This window comes from Rhodococcus sp. HM1, assembly GCF_023218075.1.
Lineage (GTDB): Bacteria > Actinomycetota > Actinomycetes > Mycobacteriales > Mycobacteriaceae > Rhodococcus.
On sequence record NZ_JALPTB010000024.1, the window covers coordinates 15,671 to 38,163 of the forward strand.

Annotated in this window: 23 protein-coding genes; 8 read left to right on the forward strand and 15 right to left on the reverse strand. The window is 68.2% G+C overall.

The window, feature by feature from the left end:
* The first annotated feature begins 145 nt into the window (after nucleotides 1-145).
* Both M1M07_RS14295 and M1M07_RS14300 read left to right on the forward strand, forming a co-directional pair.
* A complete protein-coding gene (locus M1M07_RS14295) occupies nucleotides 146-1,519 on the forward strand; it encodes a M20/M25/M40 family metallo-hydrolase (protein WP_248674676.1) in 1,374 nt (457 codons plus the stop codon).
* On the forward strand, nucleotides 1,516-3,084 hold the full coding sequence (locus M1M07_RS14300) for a YfcC family protein (RefSeq protein ID WP_248674679.1): 1,569 nt from the start codon (nucleotides 1,516-1,518) through the stop codon (nucleotides 3,082-3,084). The genes M1M07_RS14295 and M1M07_RS14300 overlap by 4 nt, the downstream gene beginning before the upstream one ends.
* A gap of 9 nt (nucleotides 3,085-3,093) precedes the next feature.
* On the opposite strand, the gene M1M07_RS14305 is transcribed toward M1M07_RS14300, so the two are convergent.
* Nucleotides 3,094-3,600 (reverse strand): hypothetical protein, encoded by a 507-nt coding sequence (locus tag M1M07_RS14305; protein ID WP_197252694.1) that lies wholly within the window; start codon nucleotides 3,598-3,600, stop codon nucleotides 3,094-3,096.
* Nucleotides 3,601-3,774: 174 nt separating this feature from the next.
* Between M1M07_RS14305 and M1M07_RS14310 the strand changes: the two genes are divergently transcribed.
* Nucleotides 3,775-3,957 (forward strand): hypothetical protein, encoded by a 183-nt coding sequence (locus M1M07_RS14310; RefSeq protein WP_197252695.1) that lies wholly within the window; start codon nucleotides 3,775-3,777, stop codon nucleotides 3,955-3,957.
* A 73-nt stretch (nucleotides 3,958-4,030) separates the two neighbouring features.
* Nucleotides 4,031-4,672 carry a (2Fe-2S)-binding protein gene (locus tag M1M07_RS14315; protein WP_248674681.1) on the forward strand — a complete coding sequence of 214 codons (642 nt, stop codon included), beginning with the start codon at nucleotides 4,031-4,033 and terminating at the stop codon, nucleotides 4,670-4,672.
* Nucleotides 4,673-4,699: 27 nt separating this feature from the next.
* Here the strand turns inward: M1M07_RS14315 and M1M07_RS14320 are convergent, their stop codons facing one another.
* The 11 genes from M1M07_RS14320 to M1M07_RS14370 all read right to left on the reverse strand — a co-directional run bounded on the left by M1M07_RS14320 (nucleotide 4,700) and on the right by M1M07_RS14370 (nucleotide 16,936).
* Complete coding sequence (locus tag M1M07_RS14320) at nucleotides 4,700-5,380, reverse strand: response regulator (protein ID WP_248674682.1); 681 nt, start codon at nucleotides 5,378-5,380, stop codon at nucleotides 4,700-4,702.
* Nucleotides 5,377-7,902 (reverse strand): sensor histidine kinase KdpD, encoded by a 2,526-nt coding sequence (locus M1M07_RS14325; RefSeq protein ID WP_248674684.1) that lies wholly within the window; start codon nucleotides 7,900-7,902, stop codon nucleotides 5,377-5,379. The genes M1M07_RS14320 and M1M07_RS14325 overlap by 4 nt, the downstream gene beginning before the upstream one ends.
* Before the next feature lie 8 nt (nucleotides 7,903-7,910).
* A complete protein-coding gene (locus M1M07_RS14330; RefSeq protein WP_248674686.1) occupies nucleotides 7,911-8,567 on the reverse strand; it encodes a potassium-transporting ATPase subunit C in 657 nt (218 codons plus the stop codon).
* 6 nt (nucleotides 8,568-8,573) lie between these two features.
* Nucleotides 8,574-10,619, reverse strand: a complete 2,046-nt coding sequence (gene kdpB, locus M1M07_RS14335; protein WP_248674726.1) for a potassium-transporting ATPase subunit KdpB — start codon at nucleotides 10,617-10,619, stop codon at nucleotides 8,574-8,576.
* Nucleotides 10,620-10,669: 50 nt separating this feature from the next.
* The gene (gene kdpA, locus M1M07_RS14340; RefSeq protein WP_248674687.1) at nucleotides 10,670-12,370 is read right to left on the reverse strand and encodes a potassium-transporting ATPase subunit KdpA; all 1,701 of its coding nucleotides are present in this window, start codon (nucleotides 12,368-12,370) and stop codon (nucleotides 10,670-10,672) included.
* Nucleotides 12,371-12,377: 7 nt separating this feature from the next.
* Nucleotides 12,378-12,476, reverse strand: coding sequence for a K(+)-transporting ATPase subunit F (gene kdpF, locus M1M07_RS14345; protein ID WP_248674688.1), 99 nt, complete (start codon nucleotides 12,474-12,476; stop codon nucleotides 12,378-12,380).
* A 244-nt stretch (nucleotides 12,477-12,720) separates the two neighbouring features.
* A complete protein-coding gene (locus M1M07_RS14350; RefSeq protein ID WP_248674689.1) occupies nucleotides 12,721-13,008 on the reverse strand; it encodes a hypothetical protein in 288 nt (95 codons plus the stop codon).
* Between the two features lie 84 nt (nucleotides 13,009-13,092).
* Nucleotides 13,093-14,688: an NAD(P)/FAD-dependent oxidoreductase gene (locus M1M07_RS14355; protein ID WP_248674691.1), complete on the reverse strand. Its 1,596-nt coding sequence runs from the start codon at nucleotides 14,686-14,688 to the stop codon at nucleotides 13,093-13,095.
* Nucleotides 14,685-15,152: an SRPBCC family protein gene (locus tag M1M07_RS14360; RefSeq protein ID WP_248674693.1), complete on the reverse strand. Its 468-nt coding sequence runs from the start codon at nucleotides 15,150-15,152 to the stop codon at nucleotides 14,685-14,687. The genes M1M07_RS14355 and M1M07_RS14360 overlap by 4 nt, the downstream gene beginning before the upstream one ends.
* Before the next feature lie 34 nt (nucleotides 15,153-15,186).
* Nucleotides 15,187-16,266, reverse strand: a complete 1,080-nt coding sequence (locus tag M1M07_RS14365; RefSeq protein ID WP_248674694.1) for an NAD-dependent epimerase/dehydratase family protein — start codon at nucleotides 16,264-16,266, stop codon at nucleotides 15,187-15,189.
* Nucleotides 16,267-16,369: 103 nt separating this feature from the next.
* A complete protein-coding gene (locus tag M1M07_RS14370; protein ID WP_197252700.1) occupies nucleotides 16,370-16,936 on the reverse strand; it encodes a helix-turn-helix domain-containing protein in 567 nt (188 codons plus the stop codon).
* 66 nt (nucleotides 16,937-17,002) lie between these two features.
* Between M1M07_RS14370 and M1M07_RS14375 the strand changes: the two genes are divergently transcribed.
* Both M1M07_RS14375 and M1M07_RS14380 read left to right on the forward strand, forming a co-directional pair.
* On the forward strand, nucleotides 17,003-17,356 hold the full coding sequence (locus M1M07_RS14375; protein ID WP_197252701.1) for a hypothetical protein: 354 nt from the start codon (nucleotides 17,003-17,005) through the stop codon (nucleotides 17,354-17,356).
* Nucleotides 17,357-17,421: 65 nt separating this feature from the next.
* Nucleotides 17,422-18,480, forward strand: coding sequence for an alpha/beta fold hydrolase (locus tag M1M07_RS14380; RefSeq protein WP_248674696.1), 1,059 nt, complete (start codon nucleotides 17,422-17,424; stop codon nucleotides 18,478-18,480).
* 78 nt (nucleotides 18,481-18,558) lie between these two features.
* Here the strand turns inward: M1M07_RS14380 and dmpG are convergent, their stop codons facing one another.
* Genes dmpG through M1M07_RS14395 form a run of 3 tightly spaced genes read right to left on the reverse strand, consistent with a single transcriptional unit; the run spans nucleotide 18,559 to nucleotide 21,373 of the window.
* Nucleotides 18,559-19,593, reverse strand: a complete 1,035-nt coding sequence (gene dmpG, locus M1M07_RS14385; RefSeq protein WP_197252702.1) for a 4-hydroxy-2-oxovalerate aldolase — start codon at nucleotides 19,591-19,593, stop codon at nucleotides 18,559-18,561.
* Nucleotides 19,590-20,564 carry an acetaldehyde dehydrogenase (acetylating) gene (locus M1M07_RS14390; protein ID WP_197252703.1) on the reverse strand — a complete coding sequence of 325 codons (975 nt, stop codon included), beginning with the start codon at nucleotides 20,562-20,564 and terminating at the stop codon, nucleotides 19,590-19,592. The genes dmpG and M1M07_RS14390 overlap by 4 nt, the downstream gene beginning before the upstream one ends.
* The gene (locus tag M1M07_RS14395; RefSeq protein ID WP_197252704.1) at nucleotides 20,561-21,373 is read right to left on the reverse strand and encodes a 2-keto-4-pentenoate hydratase; all 813 of its coding nucleotides are present in this window, start codon (nucleotides 21,371-21,373) and stop codon (nucleotides 20,561-20,563) included. Before M1M07_RS14395 ends, M1M07_RS14390 begins: the two co-directional genes overlap by 4 nt.
* Before the next feature lie 174 nt (nucleotides 21,374-21,547).
* On the opposite strand from M1M07_RS14395, the gene M1M07_RS14400 reads away from it, so the two are divergent.
* Nucleotides 21,548-21,997 carry a DoxX family protein gene (locus M1M07_RS14400; protein WP_248674698.1) on the forward strand — a complete coding sequence of 150 codons (450 nt, stop codon included), beginning with the start codon at nucleotides 21,548-21,550 and terminating at the stop codon, nucleotides 21,995-21,997.
* A gap of 79 nt (nucleotides 21,998-22,076) precedes the next feature.
* Entirely contained in the window at nucleotides 22,077-22,487 is a 411-nt protein-coding gene (locus M1M07_RS14405; RefSeq protein WP_248674700.1) for a hypothetical protein, read from the forward strand.
* The last annotated feature ends 6 nt before the right edge of the window (nucleotides 22,488-22,493 follow it).

The following is a 22,493-nucleotide window of genomic DNA, read 5'->3' on the forward strand; positions in this document are numbered from 1 at the left end:
CGCGATTGCGTTCGGTCCTATGACATTTCACAAAGGGTGAATCTAGAGGCTGGTGGTGGCCACCGCGCCCAAAATGCCGGATCGGCAACGGGTTCGGTGCCATACTCCGGTGGGTCGCACATTTCCTACACGGATCGAGGTAGGCATGTCTGATTCACGCAATCGGATATCCGAGCCCGTCGAGGATGCTGCGGCGAGACTCATGCCCGAACTGGTCTCCGATCTGTGCCGGCTGGTACGGATTCCGTCGATCTCCGCCGCCGGTTATCCACCGGAACCGCTCTTCGAGGCGCACGATCTGGTCGTTCGGCTGTTGCGGGACGCAGGCGTCGAACAGATCGACGACCTGGTGATCGAGGGCAAGACGGCGCCGGTGATCGTCGCGACCGTCCCCGGCCCGGAAGGCGCACCGACGGTCCTGCTGTACACGCACTACGACGTCGTTCCCGCCGACGACACCGATCTGTGGGAGAGCCCGCCGTTCGAGCCGGAGGAGCGGGACGGCGCGATCTACGGTCGCGGTACCGCAGACTCGAAGGCCAACATCATCGGAATCATCGGCGCACTCCGCATCTACGACGGCAAGCCGCCGGTGACACTGCGCATCGTCCTCGAAGGTCAGGAGGAGGTGGGCAGCCCGTTCGACTTCTATCCCGTGCAGGCGCCGGAAGTGTTCGAATCCGACGCCATGGTGATCGCCGACGTCGGCAGCGTCCGCCCCGGATCCCCGACGCTGACCGTGGCACTGCGCGGATCTGCGTCCGTGACCGTCGCGATCGAGACCCTCGCCGCCGACAAGCACAGCGGCCTGTATGGCGGCGCCGCACCCGACGCGCGCCTCGCGCTGATCCACGCACTCGCCACGCTGCACGACGAGGACGGCAACGTCGCGGTCGACGGTCTCCGGCGCGAGGAGTGGACGGGCGTGTCGTACACGGACGAGGAGTTCCGCGATCTCGCCGAGGTACTCGAGGGCCGTCCCCTTCTCGGTACGGGCGGACTCGGCGAACGGATCTGGTCGGGCCCCGCGATCACCGTCACCGGATTCGACGCGCCCTCGGTCGACGGCGCCGTCAACGCGGTGGCCGGATCGGCACGCGCATCGTTGAACCTCCGTGTGCACCCCGAGCAGGACGCGGAGGAGGCGCAGGACGCACTGATCCGGCATCTCGAAGCGCTGCGCCCACTCGGACAGAGACTCGTGGTCACCGCCGGGGAGACCGGCAACGGCTTCGCGGCCGGAACCGGTGGACCCGCGTTCGACGCGTCGATCAGCGCCCTGGAGAAGGCCTGGGGAACCTCCGCGGGACTGCTGGCCGGCGGAGGTTCTATCCCCCTCGTCATGGCCCTGCACGAAGCCGTGCCGCGCGCCGAGAAACTCCTCTTCGGAGCGACCGACGGCTACGCCAACATCCACGGTCCCAACGAACGCGTTCTGATCGACGAACTCGAAAAAGCCGTCGTCGCGAAGGCCTTGTTCTTCGAGGAGTTCGCCCGCCGCTACCGGGAGCAGCCATGAGCACCGACACCGAATCCGCCGCACCCGCGAAGAAGAAGTTCGAGTTCCCGGGCTCGATCACGGTGCTCGCGCTCGTCACCGTCGTGGTGTGGCTGGCCGCCCTGGTGATCCCGTCCGGCCGCTTCGCGACGGACGAAGACGGCGCACCGATACCCGGTTCGTTCGAGCAGATCGACTCGCCATTGACGTTCGGCGAGCGGGTGCGCGAGCTGATCCTCTCCCCCATCAACGGGCTCTACGGAATACAGGATCCGATAAGCGGATTCGTCGATCCCGACAACCTCGGCCGGCTCTTCGGTTCGGTCGGGGTGGTGCTGTTCATCATGGCGCTCGGCGCGTTCATCTCGGTCAGCTTCGCCACGCGCAGCCTCGAGGTCGCGGTGAGTGGACTCGGTGCGCGACTCGGGGATCGGGGATGGCTGCTCATCGCCGTCATCATGACGTTGTTCTCGTTGCTGGGTTCCACGATGGGGTTCTCCGTCGAGACCTTCGGCTTCTATGCCCTCATCGTGCCGTTGATGCTGGCCCTCGGATACGACCGGATGGTCGCTGCCGCAACGATCATCGTGGGTGCCCTGACCGGAACGATGGCCTCGACGGTCAATCCGTTCTCGATCGGTGTCGCGTCCGGGGAGGCGGGAGTGTCGATCGGTGACGGCATCGTCCTGCGCGTGCTGCTGTGGGTCGTGCTCACCGCCGTGGCCGTCGTGTTCGTCGTGCGCTACGCGCGCCGCGTCCAGCGTGATCCGTCCCGCTCGCTCGTCGGATTCGACTCCGAAACAGACTCCGTCACCGACATCGATCCCGGTGCCGCAGAGAACGAACCGCCACCCGACGAGAAGCTTTCGGGCGTACAGAAATCGGTGCTCGCGATCACCGTCTTCACGTTCGGGTTGATGATCTTCGCGGTGATCCCGTGGTCGGCGATCTTCGGCGCGGATCCCGGGCCCGCCGAATACGAGCAGTACCACGAAACCGCAACGGATCCCTACTGGTTCGAACTGAACTGGTGGTTCCCGGAACTGGCGATGCTGTTCGTGTTCGCAGCGCTGCTCGTCGGTCTCGTCGCCCGCATGGGGGAGAAGAAGACCGTCTCTCTGATCACCCAGGGCGCCGGAGACATGGTCGGACCCGCGATCGTCATCATGCTCGCCCGCGGGGTCTCGGTGATCCTGAACAACACCGAAACCCTGGACACCGTCCTGAATGCAATGGAGCAGTTGGTCAGTGGCGCGTCCTCGGCCGTGTTCGCGATTCTCGTGACGGTCGTGAACGTTCCGCTGGCGTTCCTGATCCCGTCCTCGTCGGGGCATGCGACGCTGGCGATGCCGCTGCTCGCCCCGCTCGGTGATTTCGCCGGTGTCGGAAGGGATCTGGTCATCACCGCTTTCCAGATGGGTCACGGCCTGATGCTGTTGGTCGCTCCGACCAATGTCGTCGTCGTCGGTGGACTCGCGATGGCGAAGGTCGGGTACGACCGCTATCTCCGCTTCCTCTGGCCACTGCTGGCGATCGACTTCGTGATCGTCTGTGTGATCATCGGTTTCGCCGCGGCGTTCGAGTAGCCGGAACCGTCAGCTCTTCTTCTTGTCCTTCTTGGCCTGCCGACGGGCACCGGCAGCGATGCTCGATGCCTCGTACTTCTTGCGGCCGGACGACTCCCGCGTCGAATCGACACGAATCTTCCCCGAGGACTTCACCTTGCCCTGGCCCGCGACGCCGTCGCCGGCGACCGGGGAGTCGACCCGGGAGAGGGCCAGCCGCTCCTGCTTGAGTGCTTCGGCGGACTGCCGGGCCACCGCGCCGAGCCGTCGGCTCACCCGGGCCAGCGCGTCCTCGAACACCTCAGCCTTATCGGCGTTGCGCTGGTTCGCCGACCGGCCCGTCGCCCGGGACTTCTTCTTGTCCACCTTCTCGGCTCCGGCCCGGCGGTACAACTTCACGTACTTGTTGCGAGCCCGGCGAACCCGGCTGTGCAGGTCGATCAGGGCGTCCTCGTCGAGATCCGCCATCTGCGACTTCTTGGTTTCCCGAACCAGAACGTATTCGTCCTCGGACAGTGAGTTCTCGAGCTTGCTCATGCCGGCTCCGATCACCTCGGAAGAGTGGATGGGTGTCAGCATCGTAACCCGCAGGCGCACAGCCTCGGACGCACTTCGGTGAGCTTGCGTCGGCATGTTACCGCCCGGAACGGTTCCGCGCGGGCTACCGTACCGGAAGCGCACCACACATCCGGACCTGCGAGGGGCAGCGAGATGGAGATGGACGAACAGTTGCACGAGCTGGCGTGGCAGCTCAGTCAGGCAGGGCACGACTGGACCGCGGTGGCCGAGGAACTCGGTTGCGACGTATCGCTCGCGCAGGCCATGGCCGAGCGATACCGCGAGGACACGGATGCACGCGCCCAGCAAGCGCAGTTCCGTCTCTTCGACGTGTGACACACGGTCGCCGCGTCCACCGCCTTCAGGGCGTCCGGCAGAATGGCGTCCGACATCGACGCGGAGATCGGACATGCCTGACCTGGACGCAACCACGACACTCGACAGGCTCGCCGACCACGGTTCCTACTTCACAGTGGGTACCGGACCGGTGCCCGACGGAACCTGGCAGCCGACGGCGACGCTGCGTGACCCTGCCGTCCGCGACGACCTCGTCGCGTCCACCGCCGAACGGATGGGCGTGACCGAAACTCGTGTCGCCGCGTCGACCGTGTTCTTCGGATATGCGGCACGGCTCTGGTCGGTCGCGGTCGGCTCGGTCGTCGTCGCAGGTCGCTGCGTGAGCCTCGGCGACCAGGAACTGTTGTGGTGCAACGAATCCGGATCCTTCCGCCTGCATATCCGGCAACCGCGTTTCGGCGGACCGGCAGAGTTGGAGGTCCTCGACGGTCAGCTCGCGCCGTTGATCGACGCGTGGAGAGACATCGTCGCCCCGGGACTGTTGTGGGGCAATGCCGCATCCGCTCTGCGCGGCACCGGTGAGGTTCTCGATGCGGAAGCCGATGCGATCACCGCCCCGCTGTTCTGCGATCCGCGGCTCGGGGCCGCGCTGGATCCGGAATCGGGTCGCCGCCGCAGTTGCTGCCTGTTCTACCGCACCCCGTCCGGTGGGGTATGCGGCGATTGTCCTTTTCCCGCATCCCCTCTCGCGTAGGAATGCGCCCCGGTCCGAACTTCGACGCTAGGCCTCGAACCGGTACCCGCGTCCCGATTCGGTGATCAAGTGTCGAGGGTGCGCGGGATCGGGTTCGAGTTTGTGGCGTAGCTGAGCGAGATACACACGGAGGTAATGTGTTTGATCAAGATAGGTCGGACCCCACAACTCGGTGAGCAACTCGCGCTGACCGACCAGCTTGCCGCGATTGCGCACGAGCATCTCGAGCATGCCCCACTCCGTAGGCGTCAGATGCACCTGTACACCGTCGCGTGTCACCTTCTTGGCTGCAAGATCGACGGTGAAATCCCCTGTCTCGACGGTCGGTTCGTTCGCGTCCGGAGCCGCGGCCCCGCGGCGTGCCGCGGCGCGGATACGGGCGAGGAACTCCTCCATCCCGAACGGCTTCGTCACGTAGTCGTCGGCGCCGGTGTCGAGAGCGGCGACCTTGTCGGCCGAGTCGGTGCGAGCGGACAGCACGATCACCGGCGCGGTGCACCATCCCCTCAACCCGGCGAGTACCTCGATACCGTCGAGGTCCGGCAGTCCCAGATCGAGCACAATGACATCGGGATGCCGTTGCGCGGCCGCGCGTAGTGCCCCGGCGCCGTCGGCGGCGGTGACGACCTCGTAACCGCGGGCGGTGAGGTTGATACGCAACGCCCGCAGGATCTGGGGTTCATCGTCGACGACGAGAATGCGGGTCACGGGTGTTCCTTCGCGGGCGCGGCGAGTTCGACGATCACGGTGGTCCCGCCGCCGGGAGTATCGGTGGTGGTGATGCTACCGCCCATCGCCTCGACGAATCCGCGGGCGACGGTCAACCCGAGACCCGCCCCGCCCCTGCTGTGCTGGTCGCCTGCCCGCGGAAACCGGGTGAAGACGTCGCCGGATCCGTCGCGGAGGGTGAGTCCCGGTCCATGGTCGGCGACAGTGATCGTGATCCGGTCACCGGATGGGCCGGCGCCGACGCGGACCGGTCCGGAGGGGGCGTAGCGCAAGGCATTGTCGAGCAGATTCGCGAGGACTCGTTCGAGCAGCGCAGCGTCGGCCTCGACGACGGTGTCGTCGATGTCGATGTCGATTCGCTCCCGGACGCCGGTGTCCGGCCCGCCGCCGGTCAGCGTCGTCACCGCACCGTGCACCACCTCGTCGAGGTAGACCGGCGCGAGGATCGGGGAGACGACGCCGGCGGCGAGCCGGGAGGAGTCGAGCAGGTTCGTCACCAGGCGGGTGAGCTGATCGGTGGATTCCTCGATCGTGGCGAGCAGCTCGGCGGTGTCCTCCGGGGAGAACTCGACGTCGGTGCTCCGCAGGCTCGACACGGCGGCCTTGACCGCGGCGAGCGGGGTACGCAGGTCGTGGCTGACGGCGGAGAGCAGCAGCCGCCGCATGCGGTCGGTCTCCGCCAGCGCCGACGCCCGTGCGGCTTCGGCGGCGAGTTCCTGCTGCCGGATCAGGGCAGCGGCCTGCCCGGCCACCGCCGTGAGGATCCGGCGGTCCCGCGCGCGCAGCCGAGGTCCGCCGAGGAGAAGCGCGTAGGGACTGTCCTCCACCACGCAGACGGTGTCCGCGGTCTCGACCGTCGCCGGGGGTGTCGATCCGGCCGATCCGAGTACCGGTGGCGGATCGCTGTCCGTGCGGATCAGGCTCACCCCGTGCTGCGCGTACGTCTCCCGGACCTTCTCGAGCAGACGGGGCACATCGGCGCCGCGGAGGACCGCGCCGGCGAACACCGCGAGCAGTTCGGCTTCCTGGGAGGCCAGCCGCGCTTCGCGGGTGCGCGCGGCGGCGGCATCGACGAGCGCGGCAACCGCCACGGCGACGACGAGCAGCACGACGGTGGTGACGAAGTTGTCGGGTTCGGCGATGGTGAAGCTGTAGAGGGGCTCGGTGAAGAAGAAGTTGAGCAGCAGTCCGGACAACAGCGCCGCGACGATCGCCGGGCCGATGCCGCCGAACAGCGCGACGGCCAGGACGACGATGAAGTACAGGGCGTTCTGCCCGGCGATGCCGGTGAACCGGTCGACACCGGCCAGCAGTCCGGTGACGCCCAGGGGGATGGCGAATGCAGCGATCCAGGATTGCAACCGCCGGCCGCGGCGGCCGGTGAACGCCACCCGCGCGATGGGGGCGGTGTGCTCGTGGGTGACCATGTGCACGTCGATCTTCCCGGATCGGCGCACCACCGCCGCACCGATTCCCTCGTCGACGATGCGCGCCCATCGCGAGTGCCGGGACGTGCCGATCACCAGTTGTGTCGCGTTGACCTCGCGTGCGAAGTCGAGCAGCGCGCCCGGCACGTCGTCGCCGACCACGCTGTGCACGCTCGCCCCCAGGCTCGTTGCCAGCCTTCGCACCGCTCCCATTCGCGGCGCGGCCACTCCGGCGAGCCCGTCACCGCGCACCACGTGCACCACCATCAGTTCCGCGCTGGCCTTGGACGCGATCCGGCTCGCCCGCCGCACCAGGGTTTCCGATTCCGGACCGCCGGTCACCGCGACCACCACCCGTTCGCGGGCCTCCCACGTCGCGGTGATCGCATGCTCGCCGCGATACTTGGCCAGCGCCACGTCGACCTGGTCGGCGAGCCACAGCAGAGCGATCTCCCGCAGCGCGGTCAGGTTCCCTTCCCGGAAGTAGTTGCGCAGCGCGGCGTCGACCTTGTCGAGGGCGTAGACGTTGCCGTGCGCGAGGCGACGCTGCAGGGCCTGTGGAGTGATGTCGACGAGTTCGACCTGTTCGGCGCGGCGCACCACCTCGTCCGGGATGGTTTCGCGTTGCACGATCCCGGTGATCTGTTCGACGACGTCGTTGAGCGACTCCAGGTGCTGGATGTTGACGGTGGTGAGCACATCGATACCGGCGTCGAGCAGGTCCTCGACGTCCTGCCACCGCTTCTCGTGCCGGCTGCCCGGAACATTGGTGTGAGCGAGTTCGTCGACCAGTGCCACCGCCGGCCGACGCTCCAGCACCGCCTCGGGATCCAGTTCCTCGAACACCGTACCGTGGTATTCGATCCGTTGCGGCGGAACGATTTCCAGTCCTTCCAGTTGCTGAGCAGTTCGTGCGCGCCCGTGTGTGTCGACGATCGCGACCACGACGTCGGCGCCGCGTGCGATGCGCCGGTGGGCTTCTCCGAGCATCGCGTAGGTCTTTCCGGCGCCGGGGGCGGCACCGAGGTAGATCCGCAGCGTTCCGCGCCGGGACGGCGAGCCGGTGGCGCCCATCTGTCTCCTCACGAGCCGGTCGGCCCGGCTGCGTCGCCCGAGCAACCGGGTGCTGTCAAGCCTAGTGCCACATTCAGTTCCGGCACGTCCACTCGCGCAGCGCCGAGGAAACCGAGCTGCCGTCCCTCGGTGTGCTCGGCAACCAGTTCCCGAACCCGGTACTCGCTCAGCCCGGTTTCGCGTGCGACCCGCGGCACCTGCAACTCCGCGTAGGCGGGGGAGATCTGCGGATCGATCCCCGAGCCGGAGCCGGTGACGGCATCGGCGGGTACCCGGTCCGGTGGGACCTGCTCGCGGGATGCGATCGCCGCCCGGCGCGCATCGACGAATCCGGCGAGCACGTCGCTGCTCGGCCCCAGGTTGGACGGCACAGCCGCCGCCGGATCACCCGGTGTGAACGGGTCGCCGTCGGCGACGGACCCCACCACGCGCGGATGGAAGTAGGGATCGGGCTGCCCCGGCGCGACCTGGGGGTCCACCCCGATCCAGCGGCTGCCGACGACGCAACCGTGTGCGTCCGAGAGCACCGAACCCTCGGCGCTCGGGGTGACGACCCGGCTCACCGCCCACACCGCCGCCGGATACACACCGCCGACGGCGATGGTGAGCGCGATCAGCACCAGGGCTCCCGCACGGAACTGGCGGAGGAAGTGCATCGAATACATTGTGTGTCACCCCATTCCAGGAACGATCCGGACGACGAGGTCGATCAGCCAGATGCCGACGAATGGCGTGACGACACCGCCGAGTCCGTACACGAGCAGGTTGCGTCCCAGCAGCGCCGACGCACCGGACGGGCGGTAGCGGACACCCTTCAGCGACAACGGGATCAGCGCCACGATCACCAGGGCGTTGAAGATCACCGCCGACAGGATCGCGGACTGCGGGGTCGCCAGCCCCATGATGTTCAGCCTCGCGAGTTGCGGATAGATGCCGCTGAAGAGGGCAGGCAGGATCGCGAAGTACTTGGCCAGGTCGTTCGCGAGCGAGAACGTGGTCAGTGCACCGCGAGTGATCAGCAGTTGTTTGCCGATCTCGACGATCTCGATCAGCTTCGTCGGGTCGGAATCGAGGTCGACCATGTTGCCGGCCTCCTTCGCCGCGGAGGTGCCGGTGTTCATCGCCACGCCGACGTCGGCCTGCGCGAGCGCGGGCGCGTCGTTGGTGCCGTCGCCGGTCATCGCGACCAGTCGCCCGCCCTGCTGTTCGGAGCGGATCAGCGCCAGCTTGTCCTCCGGGGTGGCCTCGGCGAGGAAGTCGTCCACCCCGGCCTCGCCTGCGATCGCCTTCGCTGTCAGCGGGTTGTCACCGGTGATCATCACCGTACGGATGCCCATCGCCCGCAGCTGCGCGAACCGTTCTGCCATGCCGGGTTTGACGACATCGGAGAGTTCCACGACACCGAGAACGGTCATGGCACCGCCCGCACTGCGAGCGACCACGAGGGGAGTCCCGCCGCGCTGGGCGATATCGGTGACGAGATCGGTTACGGCGAAGGGAATCTCGGCGTCGTGCTCGTGCATCCAGCGGGCCACCGCATCGCCGGCACCCTTGCGGATCCGGATCGGTGTGCCGTCGGCGGGATTGGTGGTGTCGAGGCCGCTCATCCTGGTGTGTGCCGTGAACGCGACGAACTCGGCGCCACGCTCGTCGTCGGACGGCACCGGATCGAGGTGATGGTGCTCGGCGCACAGGTCGACGATGCTGCGACCCTCAGGGGTGTGGTCGGCGAGACTCGACAGGCGTGCGGACGCCGCGAGTTCGTCGTCGGCGATGCCCGGGGCCGGATGCAGGGCGGTGGCACGACGATTCCCGAACGTGATGGTGCCGGTCTTGTCGAGCAGCAGGGTGTCGATGTCACCTGCGGCTTCGACGGCCCGCCCGGACTTCGCCAGCACATTGCGTTGAACCAGGCGGTCCATGCCGGCGATGCCGATCGCCGACAGCAGAGCGCCGATCGTCGTGGGGATCAGGCACACCAGCAGCGCGATCAGTTCCACCGGACGCTGTTCGGCACCGGCGTACGCGCTCATGGGCGCGATCGCGACCACCGCGAGCACGAAGACGATCGTGAGCGCGGCGAGCAGGATGTTCAAGGCTATCTCGTTGGGGGTCTTGCGGCGGGCCGCGCCTTCGACGAGTGCGATCATCCTGTCCACGAACGTCTTTCCGGGTGGCGCGGTGATGCGCACGATGATCCGGTCGGAGAGCACTGTGGTGCCGCCGGTCACCGCGCAACGATCGCCGCCCGATTCGCGGATCACGGGCGCGGATTCGCCGGTGATGGCGGATTCGTCGATCGTCGCGACTCCGTCGACCACGTCGCCGTCGCCGGGAACGATCTGCCCGGCCTCGACGACCACGAGATCACCGACCCGCAGTTCCGTTGCCGGAACCAGATTTTCGAACCCGGACTCGGTCGTTCGGCGGGCGACAGCGTCTTGCTTGGCCTGCCGCAGGCTCGCCGCCTGCGCCTTGCCTCGACCTTCGGCGACGGATTCGGCGAGATTGGCGAACAACACCGTGAACCACAGCCACACCGCGATCGACCAGGCGAAGAGGGTGGGTTCGACGATCGCCGCGACGGTGGCGATCACCGACCCGACGAGCACGACGAACATCACCGGGTTCCGCGCCACGTGCCGCGGGTCGAGTTTGCGGAGCGCGTCGGGCAGCGCGCCCACGAGCTGGCGAGTGCCGAACGCTCCTCCCTGGATCCGCTCGAGACGGGTGGGCGTGACCTCGCGGTCGCGTCGAAGTTCGAGGGTCACTGCAGTGCCTCCGCGATCGGTCCCAGCGCCAGTGCCGGGAAGAAGGTCAGTGCCGCCACGAGAACGGTGGTGCCGATCAGCAGACCGGCGAACGCGAATCCCGTGGTGGGCAGTGTTCCCGCACCGGTCGGGGTGCGGCGTTGGGTGGCGAGCGACCCGGCGAGCGCCAGGACGAACACGATGGGCAGGAAGCGGCCCAGGAGCATGCAGATGCCGAGCGACGCCTGGAACCAGTTGCCGGTGGCGGTCAGCCCGCCGAATGCGCTGCCGTTGTTGTTGGATGCCGACGCGAACGCATACAGCATCTCGGTGAAGCCGTGGATCGCTTCCGGCGTTCCCGGATCGCCGGAACTACCCAGATATGTGGTGATCGACGGCAGGATCACCGTGATCGCGGTACCGATCAACACGAGCGCAGGCATCACCAACACGGTGAGGGCCGCGAGGGTGATCTCCCGTCTGCGGAGCTTCTTGCCCAGGAACTCGGGGGTACGTCCGACGAGGAGACCGCCGACGAACACCGCGATCATCGCGAGCACGAGCATCCCGTACAGGCCGGTACCCACCCCGCCCGGCGCGATCTCGCCGAGCAGCATGTTCAGCAGGACGGCGCCGCCGCCCAGCGGGGACATGCTGTCGTGTGCGGCGTTCACAGCGCCGGTGCTCGTGCCCGTGGTCGCGACGGCGAACAGGGCCGAACCCGGGATCCCGAACCGGACCTCCTTGCCTTCCATCATCGCGCCGGCGGCGGTCGCCGCGACGCCCCGGGTTCTCGACTCGGCGGCCAGCGTCACCGCCAGCACGGTGCCGAAGAGGAAGGTCATCACGGCAAGAACAGTCAGGCCCTGCCTGCGGTTCCCGATCATGGTGCCGAACGTGCGGGTGAGCGCGACCGGGATGAGCAGGATCGCGATGACCTCGACGATGTTGCTGATCGGGGTGGGGTTCTCGAACGGGTGCGCGGAGTTCGCGGCGAGGATGCCGCCACCGTTGGTACCGAGTTCCTTGATCGCCTCCTGCGACGCGACCGGAGCCAGCGCCGTCGTGAAGACGTGCCCGTCGAGCCCGGTGGCGGTGAAGCCGCTGTGGTACGACTGGATCACGCCCTGGCTGAGCAGGATCAGCGCGATGAGGAAGGCCAGGGGAAGCAGGATGCGCAGTGTGCCGCGGATGAGATCGACCCAGAAGTTGCCGAGTTCTCCACCCCGGCCGATCCGCACCAGGCCGCGGATCAGGGCCACCGCCACCGCCATGCCGACCGCGGCGGACGCGAAGTTCTGCACCGCAAGCCCCGCCGACTGGGTGAGGTGGCCCATCGTCGTCTCCGGGATGTAGGACTGCCAGTCGGTGTTGGAGACGAACGAGATCGCGGTGTTGAACGCGACCGCCGGGCTGACCGCTCCGAGGCCGTTGCCGAGGGGGAGCACACCCTGGATGCGTTGCAGCCCGTACAGGAACAGCGCGCCGGCCAGCGAGAAGCCGAGCACACTCGCGGCGTACCCGAACCAGGTCTGCTCGGCCAGGGGATCGATCCGGCACACCCGGTAGATCAGCGACTCGAGCCGCAGATCCTTCCACCGCGTGTCCGAGTCGTTGGTGTACACCCGCGCCATGTAGTCGCCGAGTGGTACGTATGTCAACGCGAGGACCGCAACGACCAGAACGATCTGCAGACCTGCGGCAACAGCAGGATTCATTCGACCCTCAGAACCTCTCCGGATCGAGCAGGGCGACCAGCAGGTACGCCACCAGCCCGACTGCGATCACCACGAGCGCGACGCTCGTACCCCCGGCCCACGTCATCGCTGTTCACCTCCGGAGTGCAGCGCGCGCAAGGTCAGCATGCACAGTCCGAACCCCGCGAGGATCAGCAACACGAATGCGGTGTCCGCCATCTCGTATTCCCTTGCCGTAGAAACGAAACGGCGCCGGTCGACACCGTCACCACACGGTGGCACCGTTCAGGGCACGGACCCTCGATCCATGCGAAATCTTGACGCCCGGGACCGAGGTCTTTACGGATTCCTTGCGCGTGCGGATCCGCCGGTCACCCGCCGGGACTGTGCGTCGCGACGAAGACGAGGAAGACGACGAACAGCGCCGCGGTGCCCAGGGCGATACCGGTCAGCGCCTCGCGGTGGTTCGACGCCAGCCCCTTCTCGACGCGGGTGAACCCGAACCAACCGCATATCACCGCCACGATCCCCGTGGGAATCGTCACGAGATCCCCGACGATCGGCACGAACGCGAACACGAGCGCGACGATGCCCGTGACCAGGGCGACGCTGCCGACGCCGTTGCGGTACGACGACTGCGGGGGATGCTTCGGTGGCATCGGGGCTCCCGGGTGCGGACGGATACGCGTATCCGTCCATGGTGCCCTGCTGCGGTGGTGATGTCGCCCGAGCGCTCGAACCCGCTAGTCGGCGAGCGCGTGCGCGATCATGCCCCGAACCCGTCCGCGCAGACGTCCCGTGATGCCGTGGTCGGCCAGCGCTGCCGCGGCGGCATGCGCGCCGCACATGCCGTGCACACCGCCACCGGGGTGCGCGGCCGCGCCGGCGAGATAGACCCGGTCGACCGTCGTGCGGGGCCCGGCCAGACCGGGGATCGGCCGGAACACCAGCTGCTGGTGCAGCTGTGCCGTGCCCCCGTTGACCGCGCCACCGACGAGATTGGCGTCGGCGAGTTCGAGGTCGCAGGGTAGCTGCACACTGCGATGGACGACGTTGGCGAGCGCGCCGGGGGCGTACTCCTCGAGTGTCTCGTCCATGCGCTGCGCGAGTAGGGTGCCGGCCTCGTCGTCCGACATTCCACGCGGGAGATGACTGTACGCCCAAGCGCTTTCGGTGCCCACGGGTGATCTGGTGGGATCTGCGGTGGTCATCTGACCGATGATCACGAACGGTGAGCGCGGCACCGTGCCCGTGCTGAGATCCGCACCCCAGCGGACCAGCCCGTTGCTGTCGGCGCCGATGTGCACGGTGCCGGCGCTGCGCAGACTCGGCGACCGCCACGGAATAGGTTGGGACATTGCGTAGTTCACCTTCACCACGGGGGTGTCCCATTCGAACCGCAGCACGTCGTGCCGTACGCGGTCCGGAAGAGATTCCTGCGGCAGCAGCTTCCCGTACAGCGAGGTCGCCGAGACGTCGGCCAGCACGGCCCGCCGCGCGGTGATGCGCTCGCCGCCGGTGGTGTGCACGATCGTCGCATCGCCCGTCGGTTCGATACGCTCCACCTCACGGGCGCAACGTAATTGGGCTCCGGCGCTCGTCGCGCGTCGTACGAGTGCGGTTGTCAGTTCGCCCGCGCCGCCTCGCGGAACGGGATACCCGACGTCCTGGCCGATCATGGTGAGCAGATAGCCCATCAGGCCGCTGCCGGCGGCGTCGACGGGAATGTCCGCGTGCGCGGCATTGCCGTGGAAGAGCAGCCCCGCACTCTCGCCCTCGAATAGCTCCTGTGCCATCCGGCGCACCGGCAACGCCAGCATTCGGGCGAAGCGGAGCGTCTCGCCGGCGCCGAGGCGGCGCAGGGCCGTGAGTGGGCTCCGGATCGGCGGGAACGGACCGAGCAGGGTGCGCAGGAAGGGCTCGCGGACCATCGTCCACTGCTCGTACAGGCGCATCCACGCGTCCCCGTCACCGGCGCACCGCCGCTCGAGGTCCTCCGCCGTTTCCTGCGCCGTGGGCCGTAGCGTCACCGCGTCCTCGTCTTCCGGCGCACGCGGATGTCCGAACGCCGCGGGCGCCCTGGACCACGCCAGTCCGTGGGCGGGCAGGTCGAGTTCGGTGAAGACGGGGGAGACGGCAGCCAGCGGGTAGAACGCGCTGAAGAGGTCGGCGCGGTAGCCCGGGTGCAGTTCGGCGGTACGGACCGCTCCGCCGGGCTCGGGCTGGGCTTCGAGGATCAGCACGTCCCATCCCGCGTCGGCGAGCAGCGCGGCGGCGGTCAGTCCGTTCGGGCCTGCTCCGACGACGACCGCGTCGACCTGTTCGGCGATCGCACTCACACCTCACCTGCCGTACCCGCCGTCGGATCGGTCGCGTGCTCGGCGATCAACGACAGTCGGCGCAGGCATTCCCGGTTACGCGGGTATACGGACCAATCCTGGACGAGGTCGGGAAGCCACTTCCACGGCGGGGTGATCGCGTGCTCGCGCATCTCGATCTCGCATCCACCGTCGCGTTCGGTGAGGCGCAGCAGGATCTCGGCGACACCGAACGGCCAGGCACGCGCGTGCAGGACCAGTTCGGACCGCGGGACGGATCGGACGACTTCGGTCGAGTCGTGCAGGAGCCCCGGCCACAACCCCACCGAATGGTGGATGCGTGTACCCGGGTCCGGCCAGTCGGCGTCGACCGCCCGCACCCGCGCGGCGCCCACCACCCAACCGGGGAAGGTCCACCCGTCGGAGAGCACCTCCCACACCCGGTCACAGTCCGCCCGGGTCTTCCACACCGCTGCTCGTGCCACCGTCCCACCTCTTCCGACGATTGCTCTGCCCTGGTCACGGCACCCGTCGTATGCCGACCGTACCGCCGGCGACCAGGTCGGCGACCATCTCTCGTGGGCTTCGGGCCCCGAGGACCGGTCCCGTTCCGCTCGCACCCGAGCGCATACCCGCGATCGTCTCCCGCCACACCTCCCGGCCGGAGACGGCCGGGGACCAGCCGAGCACGCGTTGCGCGCGGCTGCAGTCGAGCAGGGGAGTGTCGTATGCGAGATCGATCCAGCCGCCGTGCACCGGTTGCAGATGTGCCCGCCAGGTGACCTGTGCGAGGGTGCGCAGGGTCCGACGCGAGACTCGCCACGGCCGGACCCCGAGAGATTCGACGACGTCCTCCGTGCGGACCGGGTCGGCGGCGGACAGGTTCACCACTCCGGCGCCGGGCGCGGCGAGGGCGAGTTCGACGGCCGCGGCCACGTCCGCCGCGTGCACGGCGGGGAGTGCGACGGACGGGTCGAGCGGCAGGACCGGGAGTGCGCGCATGGCCACTGCCGGCATCCAAGCGGGCATCGCGTACCGGCGCAGCGCCGCTCCGGCAGCGGCCTGACCGATCAGCCCCGGCCTCAGCACCGTGACCTCGGGTGCCCCCGTCTTTCGTGCGGCTTCGGCGACGATCTTTTCCGCTTCGACCTTGTCGGTGCTGTACTGCGATGTGGGAATGCCTGTCGCCGGCCATGATTCGTCGACCGTCCGGCCGTATGCGCCGGGGGCATAGGCGGCAGCGGACGACATGTGCACCACCTGGGCGACACTTGCCCTGGCCGCGGCTGCCATGACCGCGCGGGTGCCGTCGACCGCAGTGCGCCGCAAGAGGTCCGGACGATGCGAGGGCTGGAATGACCACGCGAGGTGGACGACGGCGTCGGCGCCGTCGAAGGCTCGGCACAACATTTCCTCCGCATCCGGGTCGCCGACGTCGATCGCGTGCCAGCACGCGTGTCGATACGGCCCGATCGCGGGCGGGACCCGACGCGCAACGGCGACGACCTCGTACGCGTCCGACTGCGCCGACAGGCGTGCGAGGAGGGCGGTCCCGACGTTGCCGGTGGCGCCGGTGACGACGATTCGGAGCGGTGGCATTGCACAGAGGTACCCGTGACGGCGTCGGCCCACACCCGATTTCGTATCCGGACCGGTGGGAACTCGTCCGCAATCATCAAGAGCGGGAAGGTCGTCAGGAAATCTATTCTCCCGCTGCCGAATCGGCGTCTCCGCCTTCGAGCCCACCGACCGGCATGATGATCCGGCTGAACAGTCGACGGCGACGCCCTTCCCCGGGACCGAGTTCCTGATAGCGCGTCAGCAGTTGCGCCATCTCCGTGACAAGGGACAACGCCTCGTCGTCGGTCAGGTCGAGAGCCACCTGCCGGTAGCCGACGACGTCCTCGGCCAGTCCTCGGCGGTGAGGGTCGTCGAGGTAGGCATCGAAGTCCGCGAGCAGTTGCGCGACGAAGACGAGGAATGCGCGCCGGTGGTCGTCGCTGCTCATCGCCTCGGCTTCGTCCCGGGTCACCTGCGCGCGTTCGACGACGAGACGGAAAGTGCGTTCGACCGTTCCCCGGACGCGACGCTCGGACACGACCTCGAGCACTCCCGCGTCGGCGAGTGTCGAGATCTGCCGGTACAGGGTTGCGGGGGAGACGTCGTCGAGAAGGGTGCGCAGCTGGGCGGTGGTCGCGGTGCGGCCGTCGAGCAGCGCCTGGACGATCCGCAGCCGTATCGGATGCAACAGCAGTTCTGCGGTGCTCATGTATTCCCTCCGGCGACGATCTTCTCACGGTTGACATTGTTCTCAACAATGAGAATAATACCGGGTATGACAACAATGACGATCGCAAACGGAACCCTGCAGGTGCGCTTCACGACCCTCGAGAAGATCGCCGGTCTCATCGGCGACGTCGACGTGCCACTGAGCGCGATCCGCAACGTCGAGGTCCACGCCGACGGTCTCGCCGCGGCCCGGGGAGTTCGCGCCCCCGGACTCGGACTGCCGGGAATGCGCAAGATCGGTACCTGGCGGGCTCCCGGGCGCAACACGCTCGTCTCCGTCCGGCGGGATCAGCCCGCCGTGCGCATCGAACTCGCAGGTCACAAGCGCGATGCCCTCGTCCTCGGCGTGGACGACGCCGAGCAATGGGCGCAGCGACTGGGTACCGTGGAGCGTTCCTGACCGACCGGGCACTGTTTCTGTCCGGACACGAGTGACACGAACGGAGTCTTCCCTTGGCTCGGCTCATGAGAAACGCGCGACGGTGGATCGGCGCCGCAGCTGTGCCCGTGATGGTGCTCGGCGGAGGAGTACTCCTCGCCGGAACGGCGACGGCACTGCCGGTCACAGGGTCGGTTGTCGAAGCTGCCGGCATCGACAGCCCGCTGACCTTCGAGGCCGACGGGACCGTCTTCCACGGCAGTCTCCGCACTCCTGACGGCGCGACCGCCGGGGCCGCGCTGCTACTGCCCGGAAGCGGCCCCACCGATCGCAACGGCAACCAGCCCGGCGCCGCGTCCGGCACGCTGACCCGCACCGCGGATGTCCTTGCCGCCCATGGCATCACCAGCTACCGATTCGACAAGATCGGTAGTGGGGAGACAGGTCTCGGGGCCTACACTCTCGAAACCGTCGGCGAGTACGGCTTCACCGAACAGGTCGATCACGCCGAGGCGGCGGCCCGCGCGCTCGCGGATCGCACCGGGATCCCCACCGACGAGATCCTCGTGGTCGGGCACAGCGAAGGTGCGCTGACGGCCCTCGCCCTCGCCGACCGCGGCATCGGCAACGGTTTCGCTCTGCTGCAGCCCCTGCCGATGCGCTACCTGGACCTGCTGACCGCGCAGATCACCGCCGTCGCCGACTCCGGACAGCTCGGTGCCGACGGTGACGCGGTCCGCGCCGGCCTCCCCCGCACCGTCGAATCGCTGCGGACCACAGGGACCGTCCCCGCCGACCAGCACCCGCTCCTGGCTCAGCTCGGCCTCAACCCGGCCAACGCCAAGTTCCTCGCCGAGGCGGACGCATTCGATCCGCCCGTACTCGCAGCGCAACTCGCCACCGGCACCCCGGTGCTGCTCACCTGCTCGGACAAGGACACGAACGTCAGCTGCGCGCAGGTCGAGCCGCTCCGGTCGGCTCTCGCGCACACCGACCTGCAGTTCGAGCACTTCGCCACCGCGAACCACGGTCTCGAGGAACTCGGCCCGCTGCCGCCCGGTCCGGCGGATCTGGTGGCGCTCCTGCCCGTCTCCGGGGAGTTCGTCGCCGCGATGGACGGATGGGCCGCCGCGCGCGGTCGCTGACCGACCCCCGACAGAAACGGGTGATCCCCGGCCGGACATCCGGCCGGGGATCACCCGTGTTTCGACGCGATCGAGCGCTCAGCTCGCGGCGCCGACCGTCTCTGCCTTGCCGGCGGCGACGATGTCGAGCGCGATGTCGACGATCATGTCCTCCTGACCGCCGACGAGCTGGCGGCGGCCGACCTCGAGCAGAATCGTGCGGACGTCCACGCCGTACTGCTTGGACGCGGCCTCGGCGTGACGCAGGAAGCTCGAGTACACACCGGCGTAGCCGAGCGTGAGCGTCTCGCGGTCCACGCGGACCGGGCGGTCCTGCAGCGGACGGACGATGTCGTCGGCGGCGTCCTGCAGCGCGAACAGGTCGGCGCCGTGCTCCCAGCCGTTGATGTTCGCGACCGCGATGAACGGTTCGATCGGGCAGTTGCCTGCTCCCGCACCGTGTCCCGCGAGGGACGCGTCCACGCGGTAGACGCCCTCCTCGACGGCGACGACCGAGTTGGCCACCGACAGCGACAGGTTCTCGTGGGCGTGGATGCCGATCTCGGTGCCCTCGTCGAGAACGTCCTTGTAGGCGCGGATGCGGTCGCGGACACCGTTCATGGTGAGCCGGCCGCCCGAGTCGGTGACGTAGACACAGTGTGCGCCATAGGATTCCATGAGCTTGGCCTGCTCCGCGAGCTTCGCCGGCTCGGCGAGGTGGCTCATCATGAGGAAGCCGGAGACGTCCATGCCCAGTTCACGCGCGGTCGCGATGTGCTGGGCGGAGACGTCGGCCTCGGTGCAGTGCGTCGCGATACGGACGGACCGGACACCCAGGTCGTAGGCCTTCCGCAGTTCGGCGATCGTGCCGACGCCCGGCAGCAGCAGGGTCGTCAGGCGCGCGTTCTCGATGTGCGCTGCCGCGGCCTCGATCCACTCCCAGTCGGTGTTGCTGCCCGGGCCGTAGTTCACCGAACCGCCGGCGAGACCGTCGCCGTGGGCGACCTCGATGGCGTCGACACCGGCCGCATCGAGGGCGGCGACGATCCGTCCGACATCCTCGGGGGAGATGCGGTGACGGATGGCGTGCATACCGTCACGGAGGGTGACGTCCTGGACGAAGATCTTGGTCATGCGGACACCTCCGAGGTGGTACGGATTGCCATGCGCTCGGCGGCGCGCAGTGCCGCCGACGTCATGATGTCGAGATTGCCTGCGTACGCGGGCAGGTAGTGGGCCGCGCCCTCGACCTCCAGGAACACCGAAACCTGGTGCGTCACAGCGGCATCGCCGACGAGGGTGTGCACCGGCCGGTCCTCGGGAACCGGGGTGATCTGCACTTCCTGCTTGAGGCGGTAGCCCGGGACGTAGGTCGCGACCTCGGCGACCATGTCCTTCACGGAGGCGCGGATGCGCTCGTGCGTCTCCTCGGACGGATCGCCGATGAGGCAGAACACGGTGTCGCGCATGATCAGCGGCGGCTCGGCCGGGTTGAGGATGATGATCGCCTTGCCGCGTCCGGCGCCGCCGACCTTCTCGATCGCGTGGGACGTGGTCTCGGTGAACTCGTCGATGTTCGCGCGCGTGCCCGGGCCGGCCGACTTCGACGAGATCGACGCGACGATCTCGGCGTACGGGACCGGGGTGACACTCGAAACCGCGGAGACGATCGGGATGGTGGCCTGGCCGCCGCACGTGACCATGTTGACGTTGTGCGCCGACAGGTGCTCGTCGAGGTTCACCGCGGGCACCACGAACGGGCCGATGGCGGCGGGGGTCAGGTCGACGAGGAGCTTGCCGAGCGGAGCGAGCTTCTCGGCGTTCGCGATGTGTGCCTTGGCGCTCGTGGCGTCGAAGACGATGTCGATCTCGTCGAAGTTGTCCATGGCGATGAGGCCGTCGACGCCCTCGTGGGTGGTGGGCACGCCGAGGCGCTTCGCGCGGGCGAGGCCGTCGGATTCGGGGTCGATGCCGACCATCGCGCCCATCTCCAGGACGTTGCTCAGGCGGATCACCTTGATCATCAGGTCGGTGCCGATGTTGCCCGAGCCGATGATGGCGACCTTGGTCTTCTTGCCGGCGGGTGCCGGAGTCGTGTCTGTCACTGTTCCTCCTTCGAGAACGTCGCGGTCACCGAGCCGAGGCCGGTGATGTCGGCGCGGACGACGTCGCCTCCGGTGAGCGGCGCCATCGGGCCGAGAGCACCGGAGAGGACGACCTGTCCGGCGCGCAGGGGTTCGCCGAACTCGCGTGCGGTGCGCGCGAGCCAGGACAGGGCGTTGAGGGGGTCGCCGAGGCATGCCGCGCCGTTGCCGGTGGACACGGTCTCGCCGTTGATCGACATGGTCATCTCGGCGGCGATGGGTTCGAACTCGTCGAGTGTGACCTGTCGGCCGCCGAGAACGTACACGCCGCTCGACGCGTTGTCGGCGACGGTGTCGGCGAACTTGATGTCCCAGTCGGCGACGCGGCTGTCGACGATCTCGAGGGCGGCGACCGCGTAGGCGACCGCGCCGCGGACCTGCTCGACGTCGAGGGGACCGTCGGCCAGATCCTCGGCGAGCACGAACGCGACCTCGGCCTCGGCCTTCGGCTGCAGCAGCCGCGAGATCGGAATGACGGTGTCCTCGTCGTAGACCATGTCGTCGAACAGCACACCGAAGTCGGGGCGGTCGACACCCAGCTGTGCCTGTACTGCGGGCGACGTCAGGCCGATCTTGCGGCCGACGATCGTCGCGCCCGCGGCGAGCTTCGCCTCGGTGAGGTGTTTCTGCACTTCGTAGGCGACCGCGATGTCGGTCGCTCCGATGAGGTCACGGATGGGTGCGCACGGCACTCCGCTGGCCGCGGCGGTGAGCAGGCGCTCCGCGGCCTCGCCGATCGCGGCGGTGTCGGTATCGATTTTCTGCGACATGTCTCTCAGCCTGAGGGGTGTACGGGCTGGGGAACAGCGCGGCGTACCGCTGAGTGGAACGGTCCGGTGAACTTGGTTGACACGTCAACTTCAGCTCCGTACCTTCTAGTTGAAGCATCAACCATCAGGGTGTCTGCGCGAGCGCCGGCGTCCGTCCGTCTCGAAGGGTTCGCAATGAACAATCCCGCTGTCCGCGACACCGGAATCCTCCTCGCCCGCATCGCGCTGGGCGTCATCTTCCTCGCGCACGGCCTGCAGAAGGTCAACTCCTGGGGCTTCGCAGGCACCAAGGCCGGATTCGAAGCCATGGGCGCCCCGGTGCCCGCGGTGTCCGCCTTCCTCGCGACCTGGATCGAGGTCCTCGGCGGCCTCGCGCTGATCGTCGGCGTGCTCACCCCGATCGTCGGCGGCCTCCTGTTCCTCAACATGATCGGCGCGCTGTTCATCACCCACATCGGCAACGGCCTGTGGGTGTCCGACGGCGGATACGAACTGGTCCTCGCGCTCGGCGCGGGTGCGCTGCTGCTCGCGGTCGTCGGTGCCGGCAAGTTCAGCGTCGACGCACTGCTCGCCGGCAAGCTGCCCTGGCTCGCCACCGAATCGGAGCCCGCACTCACCCGATAGATCGCACGAGTCCGCTCGTCACCGTTAAGGTGATGCGACAGTTCGCAATCCGAGGTCGGGGAGAAAAGTGGGCACGAACATGCGCAGAGTTGCTCGACGTGCTGCCCGTCTCGTCGCGATCGTGGTGGGCGCCGGCCTCGTCGGCGTCGGTGGTGCGGGCATCGCTGCCGCCGACGAATGGCCGCCGGTGCCCGACGGACCCAGCGCCATCGGTCCGTACGAGACGAGCGGATTCCTCACCCCGGACAACCCCGACTTCTGGAACCCGCTCGTCGCCCGGGATCGGCTGACGTCGCCGTTCGGCAACAGCACCCGCATCGTGTGCACCGCCTTCCACGGCGTGCTGATGGACTGCTGGCAGGCCGATCGGGACGGCAACCCGCACAAGCTCGTGAGGTTGCCGTTCAACTTCCCGGCCGTCACCGGGTCGACGCTGCCGGGTGGCGGTCCCGGACACTACGTCTACCCGGGATTCATCCCCGGCATCTGAGCGGGC

What these genes read in the sequence shown, in the direction of transcription:
- kdpA (WP_248674687.1), bottom strand. Translation starts at nt 12,370, where the DNA reads ATGAATCCTGCTGTTGCCGCAGGTCTGCAGATCGTTCTGGTCGTTGCG.
- M1M07_RS14380 (WP_248674696.1), top strand. Translation starts at nt 17,422, where the DNA reads ATGAGAAACGCGCGACGGTGGATCGGCGCCGCAGCTGTGCCCGTGATG.
- M1M07_RS14400 (WP_248674698.1), top strand. Translation starts at nt 21,548, where the DNA reads ATGAACAATCCCGCTGTCCGCGACACCGGAATCCTCCTCGCCCGCATC.
- M1M07_RS14325 (WP_248674684.1), bottom strand. Translation starts at nt 7,902, where the DNA reads ATGGGCGCCACCGGCTCGCCGTCCCGGCGCGGAACGCTGCGGATCTAC.
- M1M07_RS14310 (WP_197252695.1), top strand. Translation starts at nt 3,775, where the DNA reads ATGGAGATGGACGAACAGTTGCACGAGCTGGCGTGGCAGCTCAGTCAG.
- M1M07_RS14330 (WP_248674686.1), bottom strand. Translation starts at nt 8,567, where the DNA reads ATGTATTCGATGCACTTCCTCCGCCAGTTCCGTGCGGGAGCCCTGGTG.
- M1M07_RS14405 (WP_248674700.1), top strand. Translation starts at nt 22,077, where the DNA reads ATGCGCAGAGTTGCTCGACGTGCTGCCCGTCTCGTCGCGATCGTGGTG.
- M1M07_RS14305 (WP_197252694.1), bottom strand. Translation starts at nt 3,600, where the DNA reads ATGAGCAAGCTCGAGAACTCACTGTCCGAGGACGAATACGTTCTGGTT.
- M1M07_RS14300 (WP_248674679.1), top strand. Translation starts at nt 1,516, where the DNA reads ATGAGCACCGACACCGAATCCGCCGCACCCGCGAAGAAGAAGTTCGAG.
- M1M07_RS14295 (WP_248674676.1), top strand. Translation starts at nt 146, where the DNA reads ATGTCTGATTCACGCAATCGGATATCCGAGCCCGTCGAGGATGCTGCG.
- M1M07_RS14370 (WP_197252700.1), bottom strand. Translation starts at nt 16,936, where the DNA reads ATGAGCACCGCAGAACTGCTGTTGCATCCGATACGGCTGCGGATCGTC.
- M1M07_RS14350 (WP_248674689.1), bottom strand. Translation starts at nt 13,008, where the DNA reads ATGCCACCGAAGCATCCCCCGCAGTCGTCGTACCGCAACGGCGTCGGC.
- M1M07_RS14315 (WP_248674681.1), top strand. Translation starts at nt 4,031, where the DNA reads ATGCCTGACCTGGACGCAACCACGACACTCGACAGGCTCGCCGACCAC.
- dmpG (WP_197252702.1), bottom strand. Translation starts at nt 19,593, where the DNA reads ATGACCAAGATCTTCGTCCAGGACGTCACCCTCCGTGACGGTATGCAC.
- M1M07_RS14395 (WP_197252704.1), bottom strand. Translation starts at nt 21,373, where the DNA reads ATGTCGCAGAAAATCGATACCGACACCGCCGCGATCGGCGAGGCCGCG.
- M1M07_RS14365 (WP_248674694.1), bottom strand. Translation starts at nt 16,266, where the DNA reads ATGCCACCGCTCCGAATCGTCGTCACCGGCGCCACCGGCAACGTCGGG.
- M1M07_RS14375 (WP_197252701.1), top strand. Translation starts at nt 17,003, where the DNA reads ATGACAACAATGACGATCGCAAACGGAACCCTGCAGGTGCGCTTCACG.
- kdpF (WP_248674688.1), bottom strand. Translation starts at nt 12,476, where the DNA reads ATGACGTGGGCCGGGGGTACGAGCGTCGCGCTCGTGGTGATCGCAGTC.